This window comes from Hydrotalea sandarakina (assembly GCF_003254115.1).
GTDB classification, from domain to species: domain Bacteria; phylum Bacteroidota; class Bacteroidia; order Chitinophagales; family Chitinophagaceae; genus Hydrotalea; species Hydrotalea sandarakina.
Genome location: NZ_QKZV01000011.1, coordinates 1 through 19,199 on the forward strand (window position 1 = coordinate 1; position 19,199 = coordinate 19,199).

Below are 19,199 nucleotides of genomic sequence, written 5' to 3' on the forward strand. Positions count from 1 at the left end.
GGTAGTGTTTAGAAAACTGTGTAAAGGGGTGAGGCAGTCAAAGGCTAAAAGATGAGTAGAGATGAGTAGTTTGGGTTGACTGCCGATTAATTACCTTTAAAACACAGTAAATTATATGACAAACAAAGAACTTTTAAAGCAACTGCTGAAAGAACAAGTAAAACAGCAGAAGAGTACTACCGGTGTAAGCAATCTGTTGCAGGAAGTATTCAAAGAAGCTATTCAAGAGATGTTGGAGGCAGAGATGGACAACCACCTTGGGTATGAAAAGCATTCGGCAGAAGCCTCCTCCTTCCCCAATAGTCGCAACGGTAAAACAAGCAAGAAGATCAAAACAAAACTAGGTCAAATCAGTATTGAAGTTCCAAGGGACAGGGATAGCAGTTTTGAACCTCTAATTGTTCCTAAACGAAAAAGGATTATGGAAGAGATTGAAGATCATGTTCTCACCCTATATACGCATGGAATGAGTACTCGCGATATTGAAAGTGCCATTAAAGACCTCTATGGTGTATCTATGAGCGAAGCACACATTTCTCATGTCACAGATCGCCTTATTGAACATATTGACCAATGGAAACAAAGGCCATTGAATAAGGTATATATGATTGTATGGATGGATGCCATCATTTTCAAGGTACGTCAGGAAGGAAAAGTGAAAGACAAGTCGGTACAGATAGCTATAGGGCTTAACAACACAGGATATAAAGAAGTATTAGGCATGTGGCTATGTAACAATGAAAGTGCCGCTTTTTGGATGAATGTTTTGGCCGACTTAAAAAGTCGTGGAGTGGAAGATATACTGCTGAGCAGTACGGACAATCTTAAAGGTTTTACAGAAGCTATCAATACAGTTTATCCGTTGACAAAAACACAAATATGCATTGTTCATCAACTAAGAAACTCTTTGAAATTTGTAGTATGGAAAGATAGAAGAGCTGTAGCTGCAGCTCTTAAGAAAGTCTATGATGCCTGCGATGAAAGCACGGCATTACACTATCTGGAAAATTTTGAAACTGAATGGGGTAAAAAGTATCCCTACATAGCCAAATCATGGAAAACCAATTGGGTTAATCTCGCTACTTTCTTTGAATTTCCTGCCTGCATCAGAAAAATCGTTTATACAACAAATATCATTGAAAACATTAATCGTATCATCCGCAAATACACAAAAAACAAGACCATGTTACCGAATGACCAGTCGCTGGAAAAGGTTGTTTACCTGGCTCTGATGCAAATACAGAAAAAATGGACGCAGCCTCAAGATGCTTGGCCAATGATGTTACTTAATTTTATTGATATCTTTGGTGAACAAAGGTGTGATGTAAAAACTTAATACCCTTTACGCAGTTTTCTAAACTACTCTCTATCTCTGCTTACACAGTTATTTTAACATTCTCCAAGCAATAAAACTTCTCTCAATTCATATTTAAAAAAGTATTGCACCTAAATGATTATTTGAAAGCTGATTAGCATTTGAAATTTTCAATTTTTCACCCATAATTGGTTGGATAAGTTGATTGAAATTTTATTCCCACAAAATCATCATCAATAAAAAATAGGGATAAATGAAATTCTATTCAATTTTATCAAATTTATTTTAGTTGATATATTTTATTTCTTATTTGTGATATTGTGCCTACAATTAAGTAATAGTCGTATTCAAAAACAGTATTCTTGTTTAGAATTACATTAAGAGTAGGTGCTATGTAAGCGGTAGATGCATCAAGACTCTCTCCATTGGGTTTGCCGGAAATACCTGCTAAAAATGAGGTACAATTTGGATTATAAACACCTATACCCCAGTTTGTACTATCAACAAAAGCCATCCAATTCTCTGTTACATTTGAATAACGTCCCCAAAAGCCACTTGATAGATTTATTACCGTTGGTGTACTTAAGGTATCATTTGTAAACGGACTATTACCTAAATAGGTAACTAACTTATTGAGTGAAGCTATCGGATAAACAGCCGGCAACTCTTGAGCATTTGAAATGTTTTCTGCATATAAGTTATCGGTTCTTTGACATGTAAGTTTACAATGCACCTTAATTACATTTCCATTTAAAATATTCCATTGTTCCATAATTGCCTGGGCAGGTTTGTTATTCATGTCCCATAACATGGGAATACATTTTACATATAGCGTATTGCCCGTTGTTTTACTATCCAATATTTGTGCACGATTGCCATAACTATCACCCACTTGAATTGGATTCCAACGCCAAGGCGACCAGGCAGGATTTTGCCCTTCCGCAATACGATTCAAAGGCTTGCCCGCATAATAAGATTGTTGAATGTACCTGCCTTCATCGTGTATATTAACTAAATTACGATCACTTCCAGACAAAGAAATATAACTAATTGCCCCACCCCTTGTTAAATCTAATTTGATTTGTATAATACCATCATCACTCAAAAGCTCTGAATTTTGCTGCACGTTAGAGGGTCTTTGTGCAGGCACTTTTGAACAACTATAGCAAAAAATTGCTATAAAAAAGGGAAGTCTGAATATAAGTTGGGCTTTCACAAAGCGGTTTATTTTTAAATTCAATTATTCATTGCAATTTTTAGAACAAAAGCTCAAAATGCTCATATAGACATTTTTCTATTGCAAAGAGGTAAACACAAAAATTTAAATAAACTGAAGTAAAAAGGTTTTTTTCAAAACAGAAAAAAATTGCTAAGCAAGCAAAAGCACTGCTTAGGAATTTATTCAAATCTTGCTTCCTTTTCTATAATGCGATAGGGTGTTTTGAAAAACAAATCAACCTGCCGATTAAAATCATCTTTATAAACAATGGGGGTTGAATGCCCTGAATTAGGCAGTATCCATAAATAGGATTTAGGAATACTTTCGGCAATTAACAAAGTATGTATGGGTTTAATTACATCGTGATCGCCCCCAATTACCAATGTTGGACATTGAATGGTGTGCAATTGTGCCAGTGAAATATGGGGCTCATAAGATAATAAATGAGCCAACTTACGTTCCCGCTTTACTTCTGGTGTGGGTTTCATTTTTGCCAAAGAATCATTTAGGTCTAATGTTGTTTGTACCACCCATGCATCAACAGCTGAAGTATCGGGCCATAAATTAGCACCGGTAACTGCTAATTTTTTCACTTTTTCAGGATGCCGAATGGCCAACAGCAAACCATTAATGCCACCATCGCTCCAGCCAATTACATAACAAGAGTCTTTGTGTAATGAATCGAGTAATGCATTTAAATCATCGGCCATCATTTCATAACTCAATGAATCGCCGGTGTCGGCAGTTTTACCTTGCGCCCGGCTATCAGCCACAATTACCTGATAGTTTTTTGAGAAATAGGGAATTTGGTATAAAAAATTATTGATAGAACCACCATTACCATGAATAATCAGCAAGGGGGCACCGTTACCATATGTTTCATAATACATATTCATACCACGGGTATGTACGTAATGCCCTGCTTTTTCATTACGGCCATACATAGTTGTATCAAAGGGTGAAGGTGTGCCATTCTGTGCTAATAATGGTTGTGCAAGCAGCAGCAATGCAGCACAAAAAAGCAATAGCTTAAATTTTTGCATATTGTAAATATTTGAAACAACCCTGCTATGGAAGACACTTTAGGTTGCAATTGAATAAGTAAAATACAACAAGCAATTTATATTTTGCCTTAAAAAACAATTATTGTTTTGGGGTTCGTTTTACTTGCATCAAATTATCAATTTGCTCAATGGTTAATTGTTTGGCAATAATGTGTTTATCCGCATCTAACAAATACAAGGTGGGTGTTTTAAACACATCATACAATTGCCGATAATTGGGTTCATTGGCAATTTGTTCGGCCTGGCGAGCCGCTTTGGTTTGATAAGTTAAAATCCAATCGGGGCTAAAATGGTGGTCGTTTACAAATTGCTTTAAGTCATCCATCCTGGCTTCATTTACGTTTACGCTGTATAATTTTACCCCCATTGCTTTCCATTTAGCTTTGTAAATAGAGTCAATACGAGGCAATTCTTCTTTGCAATGACCACAGGTAGGATCCCAGAATACTACCACAGTAAAGGGTGCTTTAAGGCTGTATAGTGAAATATTTTTTCCGGCAGTATCGGTTAAATTCAATTCAGGTGCAGCTGCACCAATTTGATTAGCCATCATACTATAAGCCCTATCCGTTATCATTTTTTTAGATTCGGCATTTAAAATAACGGTATCGCCTTTTGCATAAAAATTTTCATACAAGAATAAGAAAACTTTATCCTGCCCCATATATTCCGGATTCAAATACTTGTTAGTGAATTTGGTAAGCAAATAAGGATAAATTTCCTTACCGGTACGGGCTGAAAGCAAGATATAATTCACTTCATTAATAATAGAATCGGGTTCGGGTGAAACATAATATTTAAAATAATCATCTAGTTTGGGTTCAAAAAAAGGTGTATGTAAAAGGCGGTCGTCATTAAATAAAACATCATCCCAATAATGTTCTTTTACATAACGAAATGGGTATAATGAATCGGGCTTGCCATTTACTACCGGAATAGCAGGTATTTCAGGCCTTTGCATGGCTTGTAGTAAGAAAGCCAATAACGACTGTGGATGTTGATGAATAATGTTTTCGCGGGCCTGATGTAATTTCTGACTTGCCGTTTTTATTTCACTTTCAATTTTTACAGAATCGGTATGGTTGTGTTGTTGGGCCAACTGTTTTTGTAAAGCATCAATATCACTGCCCAACTTATAACTTTCTTGCGAATATTGAAGAAACAGGGTATTATCAGGTGAGCCGGTAATAACCGGTTGAAGTTTATTAGCCGAATCGGCTACAATACTAAAATGTTGTTGTTTACCCACCAATACTTCAAACTGAATGGTGTATTGTGGTGATACTACAAAATAAATACCTTCTGTTAATGGCTTTGTACCTTTAAATGCACCTTCACTATTACTATTTAAATAAGCTGAATCGGCCAATGTTTTCCCTTTGCCATAATAAGTGCCTAAATAAATGGTAGTATTTTTATAGGGCTTTAGTTGAATGTGAATATTGTGACCGGTTGTATTGATATTATTGGATTTATTTGTCTGTGCACAAACATTAACTAATGTTACTAGACTAATACAAAATGCAAGGTATAGGTTCTTCATAATATTCATTATACTGTGTAAAAATAAGCATTGCATTAAAGAATTCCGTTAATCCTTCCATAAAAACCCCAATAATTCCGGCTAAACTGCTAAACTAAGCCTGTGAATGTTATTTTTGCGGCTGTGAGAAAAAAGAAAGAACGCATAATTCTGGAAAATGTATTGGTAGAAGACTATGCTGCCGAAGGCAAATCAATTGCCCGTGTAAATGGCAAAGTAATTTTTGTGGAGAAAGCCGTGCCGGGTGACATTGCCAATGTTTTATTACACAAGAATAAAAAAGACTGGGCAGAAGGTGAAGCCCTTTCATTCACAAAACTTTCGCCACAACGCGAACAACCTTTTTGCAGCCATTTTGGTACCTGCGGAGGTTGCTCATGGCAAATGTTACCCTATCATTTGCAATTGCAGTATAAAGCACAACAAGTGTATGATCATTTAACCCGTATTGCCAAAATTCCTTTGCCAACATTTGAACCCATTGTGGGGGCAGATACCACACGGGGATATCGAAATAAAATTGAATTTACTTTTTCTAATAAAAAATATATTCCCAAGTCCGACTTTAAACAACTGCCTGCAGAAGCAATACCTGCCGATACCCTTGCAGGCTACGGTGGTTTTCATGCCAAAGGAATTTTTGATAAAGTAGTTGAAATAGATACCTGTTATTTACAAAATGAACCTTCCAATGCTATTCGCAAAGCCATAGTAAACTTTGGACGTGAAAATGGCATTCCATTTTACGATGCTCGCCAACATACCGGCTGGTTACGCAATGTAATGATACGCTTAACCCGAACGGGACAATTAATGGTGAATATTGTTTTAGCGTATGATGAGCCTACACTTCGCGAAGCTTTATTGCAAACCATTGACCAACAATTTCCTGAAATAACCACTTTACTGTACACCATTAACCCTAAATGGAATGATAGTATTTACGATTTAAACGTAAACACTTATAAAGGGCCCGGTTATATTTTGGAGACATTAGAGGATTATCAATTTAAAATTGGCCCTAAATCATTTTTCCAAACCAACACTGCACAAGCAGAAAAACTATACCAATATACCCGGCAAATGGCCGAATTAACAGGCAACGAAACTGTTTACGATTTATATTGCGGAACTGGAAGTATTGGTATTTTTGTTAGTAAACAGGCAAAAAAAATTGTGGGCGTTGAAACCATTGCAGAAGCCATTGCCGATGCCAAAGAAAATGCGGCACTGAATAATATTAAAGATGCTGCTTTTTATGCCGGTGATGTTATAAAAATTTGCAATGATTCATTTTTTGCCAAAAATGGTAAACCCGATGTAATTATTACCGACCCTCCAAGGGCCGGTATGCATGAAAAGTTAATTGAAAAATTGCTGGAAATTGCTGCACCACGCATCGTTTATGTCAGTTGCAATCCGGCTACACAGGCTCGCGATTTAGCTTTACTGTCAGAAAAATATAATGTAACCAAAGTGCAGCCGGTTGATATGTTTCCGCATACTTTTCATATAGAAAACATTGTGCAATTAACGTTAAAATCAATATAGTTGTAAACCATAAAATTGTAGCATGACTGAATTTAGGCCGGGACGATTTCAAATTTTACCCCTTGTTATAAAAAACCTGATTATTATTAATGGCTTGGTTTTTCTGGCTCAAATGACCATTGGCCGTCAGGGTTTTGTTAATATGGATAATTTATTTGCCCTACATGCTTTTCAAAGCCCCTTATTTCGCCCTTGGCAGCTAATTACCCATATGTTTATGCATGGCAGTTTTGAACATATTTTCTTCAATATGTTCGCTTTATGGATGTTTGGTTCAGTTTTAGAAAACTTATGGGGGCCAAAACGTTTTTTAACTTTTTATATTGTATGTGGTTTAGGAGCAGCATTCAGCCATTTAATTGTACTGTATTTTCAAACTCAACACTTAATTGAAGCATTTAACAGTTTAGATCCCGCCACACAAGATTTATACAGAAATAATTTTTTAGCTAAACTAAATGAAGCTACCATTGGCGCATCAGGGGCAGTGTTTGGCTGTTTGGCAGCTTTTGGTTATTTATTTCCTAACACCCGAATTTACCTTTACTTTTTTGTTCCCATTAAAGCCAAATGGTTTGTAATTATGTATGCTGCATTCGAATTGTATTTGGGTATTAAAAACTCAGCAGGTGATGATGTGGCCCATTTTGCCCATTTGGGTGGAGCTTTGGTAGGCATTATTTTGGTTTATTTTTGGAACAAAAACAACCGAAAAACGTTTTATTAACACCGTACAACGGCGGTAATAATTGAATATTGTAACTTTATATTATGAACTTAAGTGAAATACGTAATACCCGCCATAGACCATTATTGGGCGATGATAAAAATGCTCTGGTATTTTTAATCATTGTAAATGCAATATTCTTTGTTTCCCTTACTTTCATTAAAATTATTTATTTCATTTCCTACGATAGCAATAATACTGCTGCCCTTTTTTTTCAAAAACAAATTATTGATTGGTTAGCACTTCCCGCCGATACTGATGTTTTCTTTCCCCGTGCGTGGACGCTGCTTACTTATATGTTTACAACCCACAGCATTTGGGGTATTATTAGCACGGTATTTTGGATTTGGGCCTTTGGCTACATATTGCAAGACTTAGCCGGCAATAAAAATATTATTCCAATTTATTTATATGGGGGCTTTTTCGGGGGTATTGCATTTATATTAAGCATGAATTTAATTCCTGCTTTGTACCAAAATATGGCATTTACACCCGCTTTAATGGGCGGTGGTGCTGCTGTTATGGCCATAGCCATTGCAACTACTACCCTGGCACCCGATTATCGAATCTTCCCTTTAATTAATGGCGGAATTCCCATTTGGGTATTAACCCTTGTATTTGTTGCTATTGATTATGCCACCATTGCTACCCAAAATGGCGGCAATGCCATTGCACACCTTACAGGTGGTGTAGTTGGATTTTTATACATACAACAATTAAAGCGTGGTCGCGACTGGGGAGCATGGATGCACCGATTAGTAAGTTGGGTTGATGATTTATTTAATCCGGAAAAAAAACATACTCCTTCCGGTACTAAAGAAAAGTTATTTTATCAATCTACCGTTAAGCCTTATAACAAAACCCCTAACGTTACCCAACAAAGATTAGACGATATTTTGGATAAGATTAATCAACAGGGTTACCATATGCTTACCGACGAAGAAAAAGAATTTTTAAAGAAAGCCAGTAAAGATTTATAATCCCATTATGGCTTCACGGAAAGCATCATTTATAAAAACAACCTTAGGCGTTCTTTGTATTGGCTTAAGTATTCCTTACATTATTGCAATAGCAACTCCCTACATTAATCCCGTTCATTTTTGGCCATTAACTTTTTTAGCATTGGCATACCCATTGGTATTAGCTGCAATGCTATTGGCGTGTGGCTTATCTATTCCCATCTTTAAAAAATACAGTTTCTTTTTTTGGATTGTTTTGTGCCTTGGCTACAAAAATATACTGGCTATTTGGGGATTTCATCCTAACAATAAGTTCACAATGGAAAAGCCGGCGGGTAGTGTTCGCATTCTATCATGGAATGTAAACGAATTTTTGAATGCAGCCATCAAGAATGATACACCCGGTAATCCGCGCAGACAAATGTTGGCTTTTATTCGTCAATCCAATGCCGATGTGCTTTGCTTTCAGGATTTTGCAACGGATTCAGGGCGGCATTTTCGAAGCACTCTTCCCTATATTCGCGATTCATTGCATTACCCTTACAGTTCCTTTGTCAATAACTTTTCATTTGGCATTGAAGGCTATGGTATTCAACGAAATGGCATAATTATTTTTTCACGATTACCCATTATTGATTCTGCTGTAATTTCCCTTCCCAATGCGGAACACTTTAAAGAAGAATTTCAATGGGTAACCTTACAATATGGGCAACAAAATTTTAAAATCATCAATGCACACTTGCGTTCCATGAATTTACATGGCAATCAGGCTTTACCCATGGAATCGCAATTTTATAAACCCGATACCACTTTGTTCTTACAAAAATCAACTTTTTACAAACTACGCTATTTCGACAAAGTGCATGTAAACCAAGCTAAAACCATTCGCTCGGTAATGGATACAACGGACCAACCCTTTGTGTTTTGCGGCGATTTAAATTCGGTACCTTCATCGTATGTGTATCACTACTTAAGCAAAGGACTGCAAGATGCTTTTTTAAAAACCGGATGGGGCTTAGGCGGCACTTATGATAGTATTTCACCCACTTTACGCATTGATGTAATGTTAATGCGAAAGCCCATACAAATATTGCAACACAAAACATTTCCACTTCATTTATCTGACCATTACCCCAGCATTACAGATATTAAATTGCAATAGTTATTTAATCTATAATACATTTCCCCACTAATTTACCATTCAACCAAAGCCACTTTGCCTTTACACGAACAATTCCTATTTTTATGCAATGGCATTGGCATTCATCAGGCCTTTTATTAAGCGTGTTGTAATTGGTATTAACCTGCTGATTATTTTTATTTACCTGCTGGGCTGTTTAAGTCCGTGGATAGACCCCACTTATTTTACACCCATTAGCTTCATTGCTATTTTAATGCCTTATTTAGCGCTCATCCATATTTTCTTCATTATTTTTTGGATAATTGTAAAACCCAAATACTTGCTTTTATCACTCATTGCTTTATTACTGAGCTACCAACAACTGCAAGTAATGTTTGCCGGTAATATAAAAGAAGGATTTACTAAAACAAAACCCCCTAATAGTTTACGTATTATTAGCTGGAACGTACAAAGTTTTAATGGGCTATCTAAAAGCAAAGCCGCCAAACAGCAAGTACCTTCAGATTTATTGCTAACCATTCAAAAGCTAAACCCTGATGTAGTATGCCTGCAAGAATTTAATAACGCCGAAAATGGCAATGCGTCAGCCAATCATATTGCATTGTTCAACGACAGTTTCCCTTATCATTTTTTTTCGAAGGATTATAGAAGAAAAAATAATTATCAGTCGGGATGTATTATTTTTTCAAAGTACCCCATTATTCGTACCGAGCGTATCCCTTTTAAAACAGCAGAAAGTCTGATATATGCAGACATTGTAAAAGCCAATGATACCATAAGAGTATTTACTACGCATTTACAATCGTACAAGTTTAATCAAGATGATTATGAAGGCATGGAAAAAATTAAGCAAAATGAAGAAGCATTGGCTGCATCAAAAGGCATTATACAAAAAATGTTATTGGCTTTTAGAAGAAGAACGGCTCAAGCTATTTTGGTAAAAACCCATTTAAACAAAAGTCCTTACCCCTATTTAATTTGTGGCGATTTTAACGATGTACCCAACAGCTTCACCTATTTTCATATTCGGCAAAATCTTCAAGATGCCTTTTTGGCCAAAGGTTTTGGTATTGGCCGCAGTTTCATCAGTTTAGCACCCACTTTACGTATTGATTATATTCTTACCAACCCACAATTTCAAATTCTTCAATTTGATATGGTAGATGAAGATTTAAGCGACCATATTATGTTGGTAAGCGATGTAGTATTGAAACCTAATATTTAATTGGTACTTACTGCGTTAGTAAATCACTGCAAAATTTAATATTTAAAAATAATTTTACATTGTGGTTTTTTTTTATATTTTGCTTGAAAATGCCATTTTAATGTTTTTAACCAAAATTTAAGAAAATGAAAAAGATTTATTTATTTTTGATTGCAATCATTTGTATGGCAAAAGTCCATGCAACAACAACGTCAAAAAATAATGATTTTATAAAGAAAAAACATCACAATGAGAGTAAAATTAAGATTAAAGAAAAACCTTTCTTTATTCCTGCATTACAAATAATGGCAAGTTACAAGGAATGCTGCGATGGCAGCAAAATAATAGTATCTGTTTTGTTTATTCAGTTTGATACCGAAACGAAAGAAATAGAAAATGTTCAATTCATTAACACAGGTAATACCTGCTTAGTAAACTGTATTTAAAAAACCGCAAACTTAAAATGGCATTTTTTAATAATTTAAATTGAAAGATATGCAGAATACGTTACTTATATTTTTTTTATTAATATCAAGCACATTTAGCCTTGCGCAGCAAAATAAACAAACTGCTTATGTGGAATTTGCATACAATAATGGAAACTCCATGAACCAAACCATTGTATTAAAGTTTAATGCAAAAGAATGTTTAGAAACGGTGTACCCACCCAGTGCCCGCAACTGGAATAATTTTAAAACAAAACAATATAATTCCCTATCAGACTCATTACATGATGCTGAAATGATTAAATTGTTAGACAGCTTTTTTATTAAAACTGATACGCGTACTATTTATAAAAACATAGAAGATGCCTATTTCATTCGCTCTTCAACAATTGATGAGAAGAAATATTGTTATTATGATACCATACCACCACGTGATTGGGAACTAACTTCAGACACATTAACTATTGCAGGATACAAATGTTTAAAAGCCAACTTTGAATTTAAAAGCGGGCAAAAAGGGTTTGTATGGTATTGCCCTGACATTCCCGTACCCTTTGGTCCTGAAACACTTTATGGCTTACCCGGATTTATTTTAGAAGTGGGAAGTTATAACAGCAATTTTAGCATTAAGCTGAAAAAAATTCAAATTCCTTTTAATGACAACAGTAATTTACAACCTTGCAATAACGCAAAACTTGTAACAAAAGCACAGTATCAAAAATTGATAAATGAGAATAACAACAATTTTGAAAAAATGATGCTGCAATTGCAAAAAAGCAATTAGTTTTTAATTATACCCGCACAGAAATGAAGCTTTATTTAGTGGTGTTACTTATAACATTTGTTGAAATTTCATTTGCTCAAACAAATGTTATAAAAATTAGCGGAATTATTCGTGACTCTTCCAAAACTCCCATTTCAGGTGCCATTGTAAAAATTAAGAAAGATACTTCGCAACAAGCTATTGTAGCTTATAACTTAACCAATAAACAGGGATATTATGAACTTACATTCAAAAATCAAATGGATAGTTTATGGTTAGAAGTGTCAGCTATAGGTTTTAATACTTATTACAAGCATTTCTCAAGTTCCCAGATTGAGCACAAAAATATTGATGTGATATTACAACACAATTATCGTTTTCTTCCTCCTGTTGATGTTAAAACAATTCCACCTATTACTCAAAATAAAGACACTATTTCATTTAATGTAAACGCTTTCAATAAAAACAATGCTTCAAACCTAGAATCACTTTTAAAAACCATGCCGGGCTTTCAAATTGCCGATAATGGCAGTTTACTATTTAATGGCAAAATCATCGACAAAGTTTTAATAGAAAAAGATGATTTATTTGGCAACGATTATACACCCTTAACGCAAAATATAAATCCGGATAATCTTGAACAAATTCAAATAATTAATAATTATAAAGATGAAGCAGATTTATCGCAGACTGGAAGTAAAGGCAATAAGCAAGTATTAAATTTAAAGTTCAAAAAAAATAAATTGGCAAAAGTATTTGGTGATGCCACTGTAAGTGTTCCTGTTAATAGATATGAAGAAAAATTGAATGCCATTTCCTTAATACCGAAAGCAAAATTCGTTTTATTAAGTAATGCTAATTCTATTGGAAATTTAACGTTACCCCTACTCAATGCAAAATATGATATAAAAAATATTACAGCATCTAACAATAAAGCCACTACACTTCAACCGGCTATTAACATACCGGACATAAACATTGCTAATAATTTTGATAAAAGCAGGGTAATGGATAATAAGTCTTGGTTAAATCAATTCAATAGTCAGTTCAATATTTCTAAACGCTTTAAGTTAAAATCTAAAATCCAATTGAACAACGATGCATTTTCTCAATATTATAGCCAAACACAAAATTATTTCAATGCAACCAACCCAATTACCATAACAGAGGAAAATAATATTAACAAAGAAATATTCGGAACTCAGTTAGAAGTAAATCCTACCTACACTTTAGGCAGTAAATTTCAGGCAACTTACAATGGTTTATTTCATTATAACAAAGCAAACAATCAAGTAAACGGATATATATACAATACACCTTTAATGCAACTTTTAAACCAAAAGTTGGTTTATGGTATGCATAGTTTGAAACTTATTTTTATTCTATTTAAAAAAGAGGTGATTACGGTAGATTTTAATTATGAAAACGGAAAGCTACCTCAACAGTTTAGCTTCAATCCCTTCATTGCAGATAGTTTGTTCCAATTAAATAAACCTTATAATTCTGCTTATGAAAACACAAACAATAATCAGGAAAATTTTAGCATTAAAGCCAATTATCACACAACATTAAAAAAAGGACAAAGCATTGGATTTAATTCCGGCTTTACTTATAACAATGAACGTTTTAATAGTAACCTTTACGCATTCAATCATTTTGATTCACTGTATTTACTGAATAGTAGTTTTCAAAATACTAGCCATTATAATAATCACAGTTTTTTTGTTGAGCCGTTCTTTACCGCCAATATCAACAAATATTTTACTTATACCTTCAGCACATCGCTCTTATACCAACAACTAAAGCAAAATTCAAACACCACTACTAATTTTAGTAAAATGTATTTTCTTCCTAATGTTGAAATTGCTTATCAACCCAATACTAAAAACATTTTTTCAATTAGTTACTCAAGTAATAACAATTTACCTTCCATAAAAAATTTATTGTATGGATTTTCTTTTACACAATTCTTAAGTTTAAAAAATGGCTCTACTAATTTAAATATTGGCAGAACAAATACTTTTCTTTTATCCTACACTTATTTAGATTTATTGCGTAACGGTATTTTACTTTCTATTGGTTCATTTTATAACCAAATTTATGAGCCTTACATAACAGCAAGCAGCAGCAGCGGGCCTTATTTAATACAAAAAGAATTAATCAATGAAGATAAATTGTTAGGCAATAACATTGCATTTTACGGTTATGCAGAAAAATTAATCAAACCCATAAAATCGCAAATAAAATTAAATACCAGCTATTATACAGGTGAATCATACGCCATTTATAATGCCAGCTTACAGCAAAACAGTACTAAAGGCTTTAAGCTTAAAATACAATATAATTCCGTTTTTGAAAAAGGATTCAATTTTTCAATTATATCAATTTATCAAAGAAACAGTTTCAAAAATCAATTATTTAATAATAATGAATCATCTACTTTGTTTGGACAGCTGGAATTACATTATAAGTTTGCGAAAAAATTTCAAATAAATTATAATTTGAATTACAATTCCTTAAACAGCAATGTAGGCACGTCTAACAACATTTTTTTAAATGATGCCGGTATTTTATGGAAGCCGGAAAACAAAAAATATGCTATGTATTGTACTGTCAAAAACATTTTTAATCAGTCCAATTTTTCAAATAACAGCATTACGCCTTATTTTTTTTCTTCATCTCAGTATCAACTACTACGACGTTTTGTTTTGTTTTCGTTGCAATATAAATTTTAGTATTTCCATACTTTTTTTAATGATTCATAAACTTTAATAAAACCCAGCACATTTTCCTTTTGTTGCTACTGTACACATTGGCTACTTTTGCAGCTTGTAAGTACCATACAGCCTTATAAATTTTATTATGCCATTACAATTATATAATACCCTTTCGCGTAAAAAAGAAGTATTTACACCTATTACCCCCGGATTAGTGGGATTGTATGTATGCGGCCCCACCGTAAGTGGTGAAAGTCACTTGGGCCATGCACGCCCTTATATTACTTTCGATATTTTGTATCGCTACTTTTTACACCTGGGTTATAAGGTGCGTTATGTACGCAATATTACCGATGCCGGACATTTTGAAGAAGAAGGTCGTGTTGCTGAAGATAAAATTAGCAGTAAAGCCATTTTAGAAAAATTAGAACCCATGGAACTGGTACAAAAATATACCAACCTGTTTCATTGGGCCATGCAACAATTTAATACCCTACCGCCTAGTATTGAACCTACCGCAACCGGGCATATTGTAGAACAGATTAACATGATTCAACAAATTATTGCCGATGGATATGCTTACGTGGTAAATGGCTCTGTTTATTTTGATGTAGAAAAATATAACAACGACTTTTCTAAAATTGGTCAACCGTACGGCATTTTAAGTGGAAGAAATATAGAAGAACAATTAGAAACCACCCGACAATTAGAAAATCAGGACGAAAAAAGAAATAAAAACGATTTTGCGCTTTGGAAGAATGCCCCACCTGAACACATTATGCGGTGGACCAGCCCCTGGGGCGAAGGTTTTCCCGGTTGGCACATTGAATGCTCTGCTATGAGTACAAAATACCTGGGAAAACAATTCGATATACATGGCGGCGGAATGGACTTGCAATTTCCACATCACGAATGTGAAATTGCACAAAGCACCGTTTGCAACCACCAACCCCCGGCCCGTTATTGGGTGCACAATAACATGATTACTATTAACGGGAAAAAAATGGGAAAAAGCTATAACAATGTTATTAAACTAACGGAATTATTTAGTGGCACACATCCTATTTTAGCCCAAGCTTACCACCCCATGACCATTCGCTTCTTCATACTGCAATCGCATTACCGTTCTACGCTCGATTTTAGTAATGAAGCTTTACAAGCGGCTGAAAAAGCGTTGAAGCGCCTTTGGGAAGCTTATACCAACTTACAAAGCTTAACCATTCCCGACAATACGGAGCCGGCTGACGCTGCATTAGATAATAAGGTAAAAGAATGGGTAAACCAATTTACCGAGTTTATGGATGATGATTTAAGTACTGCAAAAGTGTTGGCCAATATGTTTGAATTGGCACCGGTTATTAATAGTTTGAAAAACAAACAAATTCCCGAAAACAGTTTGTCGAGCCATACCGTACAACTATTGCAACAACAAATGAAGCTGTTTATTGAAGATATATTTGGTCTTCAAAATCCTTCAACGGAACAAAACGATTTGTTGCAAAAAGTAATGCAAGTTTTATTAAATATTAGAAAACAAGCCAAAGCCAAAAAAGACTTTGTTACCAGCGATACTATTCGCAATGAATTACTGGCAGTAGGCATTCAAATTAAAGATGAAAAGGACGGAAGCATGAGCTATACGCTGTTATAAACTCTTGCTTTCTCTTACCTTTAATTAAATTATAACACCAGTAACTTATTTTTATAAGTAGGTTTGTTACAGGCAAATAATTTTTTTAATTTATATTGCTATTGGTGCAAAGGGCGAATAATGGTGTGGCTGAATAAACACATTAGAAAGTTAAAACCAAACCTATATCATCAACCTAAATTATACCACATGAACAAATTGCTTGCTATGGTATGCCTGGGGTTTTTATTAACCTTTCAATCAACTACAAAGGCTCAGGTATTAGATTCAATGATGGAAGTGTACGCCAACCGTTATCCACAAGAAAAAGTGCATTTGCAATTTGATAAAGGAGCTTATAACAAAGGTGAAACTATTTGGTACAAAGCTTATTTAATGACGGGTATTGACTTATCATATATCAGCAAAAATTTTTATGTTGATTGGTATGATGGTTCGGGGAATTTATTAATGCATACTGTTGCACCTTTATTTCAGGCAACCGCATCCGGTTCATTCGATGTTCCTGCTAATTACAGCGGCAACAAATTAGAAGTAAGAGCTTATACGCGCTGGATGTTGAATTTTGATACCGCATTTTTATATCATCGCAATATTACCGTTATTCAACCGCAGGTTAAAACCAGTATTGCCATTCCGAAAACCCAGGTATATTTATTTCCTGAAGGCGGAAACTTAGTAAACGGATTAAACTGCAGGGTAGCATTCAAGGCAACCAATCAATTTGGCAATCCGGTATTTATAAAAGGGGCCATTAAAAATAATAAACAAGAACTGATTGATTCATTTATGGCCGAACATGACGGTATGGGCAGTTTTTCAGTTGAACCTAAAGCAGGTGAAACCTATCAAATTTATTGGATGGATGAAAATGGGCAATCCGGTACCACGGCATTACCCACAGCGTTACCTAACGGTGCTACCCTTTCTGTACAACCCGCACCCGATAAAGCTATATTATTTGTTGAACGTTCTGCCAATGATGATCCATTGTATAAAACCATGTACCTAATGGCACAAATGAATCAGCAATTGGTGTACAAATCAAGAATTAATTTCTCAGCCAAAACCAGTGTAGTGGCTGACTTGCCGACTACAGAATTACCAACCGGTATTCTTCAGGTTACTTTGTTTAATGCAAATTGGATACCCGTTGCCGAAAGAATAGTGTTTGTAAACAATGATAACTATAGCTTTCAACCCAGGGTTAGTTTTCCCACAGTAAATCTTTCCAAGCGCGGTAAAAACACCATTGAATTTTTTGTATCTGATACAGCATTCGCCAACATGTCGGTTGCTGTAACCGATGCCGATGTTCCGGTAGATGATAAACATTCAATATACACTGATTTTTTATTAAGTGATGACATTAAAGGAAAAGTGTACAATCCTGCCTACTATTTTAGCAGTAATGCTGATAGTGTTGTACACCATTTAGATTTAGTAATGATGACCAATGGGTGGCGTCGTTATAATTGGGCTGATTTAGCGGCATTAAAAACTCCGGCAATAAAATATCCGCCTGAAACCAATTTTTTGAAAATAGAGGGCAAAGTATATGGAAGCAATAATTTGGGAGGCGAGTCCTCATTTTTAAATGTAATTGTTCAAGGAAAAGATAGTAGTAAGCAATTTTTGGTTTTACCGATTCACAGAGATGGAACTTTTGAACAGGATGGTGTTTTCTTTTATGATACTGTAAAGTTGTTTTATATGCTAAATGGAAAACGCAGCAGCAATAGTGGAGCTGTTGTAAGTTTTACCAATGGTTTATACAATTTACAACCTAGGCATGTTTCCATTAATTCTACTTTAACCAACTGGAGCGATAGTATGGCATTGCGCCGTATGCAATATTTTATGGATGAACAAGAACGGTTACGCAAACTAATGGCTTCTGCTACTTTAAAAGAAGTAACTGTTAGAGCCAAAGTAAAAAGTGCGTTACAGGTGTTAGATGAAAAATACGCCACCGGCTTATTTTCCGGAGGAGATAGTTACGGATTTGATGTAATGGATGATCCACGAGCCAATAGCGCATTAGATATATTTACTTATTTACAAGGGCAGGTAGCAGGTTTGCAAATTAACATGAGTGGTGGCACACCCTCATTAACCTGGCGCGGCAGCACACCCGATTTGTATTTAGATGAAAGCCCGGCACAACCCGACATGATACAAAGCCTACCTATTACAGACGTGGCTTATATTAAAGTATTTCGCCCACCGTTTTTTGGGTCTGTAGGTGGTGGAAGTGGCGGTGCCATAGCTATTTACACCAAGCGTGGCAATGATGGTAAAAAGAATTACAATGCCAACACACCCGGGCTCGACAATACGATATTGGGTGGCTATACACGCTTTAAACAATTCTTTAATCCGGATTATGAAAAATCAACCGATGCTTTTGGTGATGATGTAAGAAGCACCCTATACTGGAACCCATTTGTGTTAACCAATAAAAAAAGTCCACAGGTTAAATTAGACTTCTTTAATAATGACATTAGTAAAAAACTAAAGGTAATTATAGAAGGCTTTAATGCAGATGGCAAATTAACACACATAGAAAAAGTGCTGGAGTAATTAATCATAATCATAAAAAAATGGTCCTAAATAGGACCATTTTTTTATGTAAGAAAAATTTACCCTACTTAGTTAAATTAATTTTCATTCGTTTTTTAGGGTATTGACTTGAAGATTTAGAGATCAAAAAGGTTTTCAGATATATTAAAGTTTTGTATGCTTCATCATCAACCATTCCTATTATCACAAAAGGAAAAAGCCGAGCATATAATATTGTGTTAGCGGCAATGCAGTACATGTAATTTGTTTTAATTCATTGGTCGAATGAAATATTTTAATAAATGTAAAAGATGCATTAATAACAGAAGTTATAGCA

General features: G+C 34.8%; 14 protein-coding genes. 11 read left to right on the forward strand and 3 right to left on the reverse strand.

The genetic code is table 11. The features are described from left to right. Positions 1-115: 115 nt before the first annotated feature. Positions 116-1,336 carry an IS256 family transposase gene (locus LX80_RS12940; RefSeq protein ID WP_111297081.1) on the forward strand — a complete coding sequence of 407 codons (1,221 nt, stop codon included), beginning with the start codon at positions 116-118 and terminating at the stop codon, positions 1,334-1,336. Between the two features lie 259 nt (positions 1,337-1,595). Here the strand turns inward: LX80_RS12940 and LX80_RS12945 are convergent, their stop codons facing one another. The 3 genes from LX80_RS12945 to LX80_RS12955 form a co-directional block, all read right to left on the reverse strand. Further along, entirely contained in the window at positions 1,596-2,465 is an 870-nt protein-coding gene (locus LX80_RS12945; protein WP_146250518.1) for a hypothetical protein, read from the reverse strand. A gap of 248 nt (positions 2,466-2,713) precedes the next feature. Next, positions 2,714-3,577, reverse strand: coding sequence for an alpha/beta fold hydrolase (locus LX80_RS12950; protein WP_111297083.1), 864 nt, complete (start codon positions 3,575-3,577; stop codon positions 2,714-2,716). A 100-nt stretch (positions 3,578-3,677) separates the two neighbouring features. After that, positions 3,678-5,141 carry a TlpA family protein disulfide reductase gene (locus LX80_RS12955; protein WP_170120462.1) on the reverse strand — a complete coding sequence of 488 codons (1,464 nt, stop codon included), beginning with the start codon at positions 5,139-5,141 and terminating at the stop codon, positions 3,678-3,680. A gap of 102 nt (positions 5,142-5,243) precedes the next feature. Here LX80_RS12955 and rlmD point away from each other — a divergent pair, with 102 nt between their 5' ends. The 10 genes from rlmD to LX80_RS13005 all read left to right on the forward strand — a co-directional run bounded on the left by rlmD (position 5,244) and on the right by LX80_RS13005 (position 18,883). Continuing rightward, positions 5,244-6,692 carry a 23S rRNA (uracil(1939)-C(5))-methyltransferase RlmD gene (rlmD, locus tag LX80_RS12960; RefSeq protein WP_245898063.1) on the forward strand — a complete coding sequence of 483 codons (1,449 nt, stop codon included), beginning with the start codon at positions 5,244-5,246 and terminating at the stop codon, positions 6,690-6,692. 22 nt (positions 6,693-6,714) lie between these two features. Further along, the gene (locus LX80_RS12965; protein WP_111297086.1) at positions 6,715-7,419 is read left to right on the forward strand and encodes a rhomboid family intramembrane serine protease; all 705 of its coding nucleotides are present in this window, start codon (positions 6,715-6,717) and stop codon (positions 7,417-7,419) included. Between the two features lie 44 nt (positions 7,420-7,463). Beyond that, positions 7,464-8,399: a rhomboid family intramembrane serine protease gene (locus LX80_RS12970; protein ID WP_111297087.1), complete on the forward strand. Its 936-nt coding sequence runs from the start codon at positions 7,464-7,466 to the stop codon at positions 8,397-8,399. Positions 8,400-8,406: 7 nt separating this feature from the next. Beyond that, positions 8,407-9,540: an endonuclease/exonuclease/phosphatase family protein gene (locus LX80_RS12975; protein WP_111297088.1), complete on the forward strand. Its 1,134-nt coding sequence runs from the start codon at positions 8,407-8,409 to the stop codon at positions 9,538-9,540. 88 nt (positions 9,541-9,628) lie between these two features. Further along, on the forward strand, positions 9,629-10,744 hold the full coding sequence (locus tag LX80_RS12980) for an endonuclease/exonuclease/phosphatase family protein (RefSeq protein ID WP_111297089.1): 1,116 nt from the start codon (positions 9,629-9,631) through the stop codon (positions 10,742-10,744). 125 nt (positions 10,745-10,869) lie between these two features. Beyond that, the gene (locus tag LX80_RS12985; RefSeq protein ID WP_111297090.1) at positions 10,870-11,169 is read left to right on the forward strand and encodes a hypothetical protein; all 300 of its coding nucleotides are present in this window, start codon (positions 10,870-10,872) and stop codon (positions 11,167-11,169) included. Positions 11,170-11,218: 49 nt separating this feature from the next. Next, the gene (locus LX80_RS12990) at positions 11,219-11,953 is read left to right on the forward strand and encodes a GLPGLI family protein (protein ID WP_111297091.1); all 735 of its coding nucleotides are present in this window, start codon (positions 11,219-11,221) and stop codon (positions 11,951-11,953) included. A 23-nt stretch (positions 11,954-11,976) separates the two neighbouring features. Next, a complete protein-coding gene (locus LX80_RS12995; RefSeq protein WP_111297092.1) occupies positions 11,977-14,667 on the forward strand; it encodes a TonB-dependent receptor in 2,691 nt (896 codons plus the stop codon). 127 nt (positions 14,668-14,794) lie between these two features. Further along, positions 14,795-16,300, forward strand: a complete 1,506-nt coding sequence (gene cysS / locus LX80_RS13000) for a cysteine--tRNA ligase (protein ID WP_111297093.1) — start codon at positions 14,795-14,797, stop codon at positions 16,298-16,300. A gap of 189 nt (positions 16,301-16,489) precedes the next feature. Next, complete coding sequence (locus LX80_RS13005; protein WP_146250520.1) at positions 16,490-18,883, forward strand: hypothetical protein; 2,394 nt, start codon at positions 16,490-16,492, stop codon at positions 18,881-18,883. Positions 18,884-19,199: the final 316 nt, after the last annotated feature.

Bases quoted from the DNA above. Each gene is read 5' to 3' on its own strand.
- LX80_RS12940 (WP_111297081.1), top strand. From the start codon at position 116: ATGACAAACAAAGAACTTTTAAAGCAACTGCTGAAAGAACAAGTAAAA.
- LX80_RS12970 (WP_111297087.1), top strand. From the start codon at position 7,464: ATGAACTTAAGTGAAATACGTAATACCCGCCATAGACCATTATTGGGC.
- LX80_RS12990 (WP_111297091.1), top strand. From the start codon at position 11,219: ATGCAGAATACGTTACTTATATTTTTTTTATTAATATCAAGCACATTT.
- LX80_RS12980 (WP_111297089.1), top strand. From the start codon at position 9,629: ATGGCATTGGCATTCATCAGGCCTTTTATTAAGCGTGTTGTAATTGGT.
- LX80_RS12985 (WP_111297090.1), top strand. From the start codon at position 10,870: ATGAAAAAGATTTATTTATTTTTGATTGCAATCATTTGTATGGCAAAA.
- LX80_RS13005 (WP_146250520.1), top strand. From the start codon at position 16,490: ATGAACAAATTGCTTGCTATGGTATGCCTGGGGTTTTTATTAACCTTT.
- LX80_RS12950 (WP_111297083.1), bottom strand. From the start codon at position 3,577: ATGCAAAAATTTAAGCTATTGCTTTTTTGTGCTGCATTGCTGCTGCTT.
- LX80_RS12955 (WP_170120462.1), bottom strand. From the start codon at position 5,141: ATGAAGAACCTATACCTTGCATTTTGTATTAGTCTAGTAACATTAGTT.
- cysS (WP_111297093.1), top strand. From the start codon at position 14,795: ATGCCATTACAATTATATAATACCCTTTCGCGTAAAAAAGAAGTATTT.
- LX80_RS12995 (WP_111297092.1), top strand. From the start codon at position 11,977: ATGAAGCTTTATTTAGTGGTGTTACTTATAACATTTGTTGAAATTTCA.
- LX80_RS12965 (WP_111297086.1), top strand. From the start codon at position 6,715: ATGACTGAATTTAGGCCGGGACGATTTCAAATTTTACCCCTTGTTATA.
- LX80_RS12975 (WP_111297088.1), top strand. From the start codon at position 8,407: ATGGCTTCACGGAAAGCATCATTTATAAAAACAACCTTAGGCGTTCTT.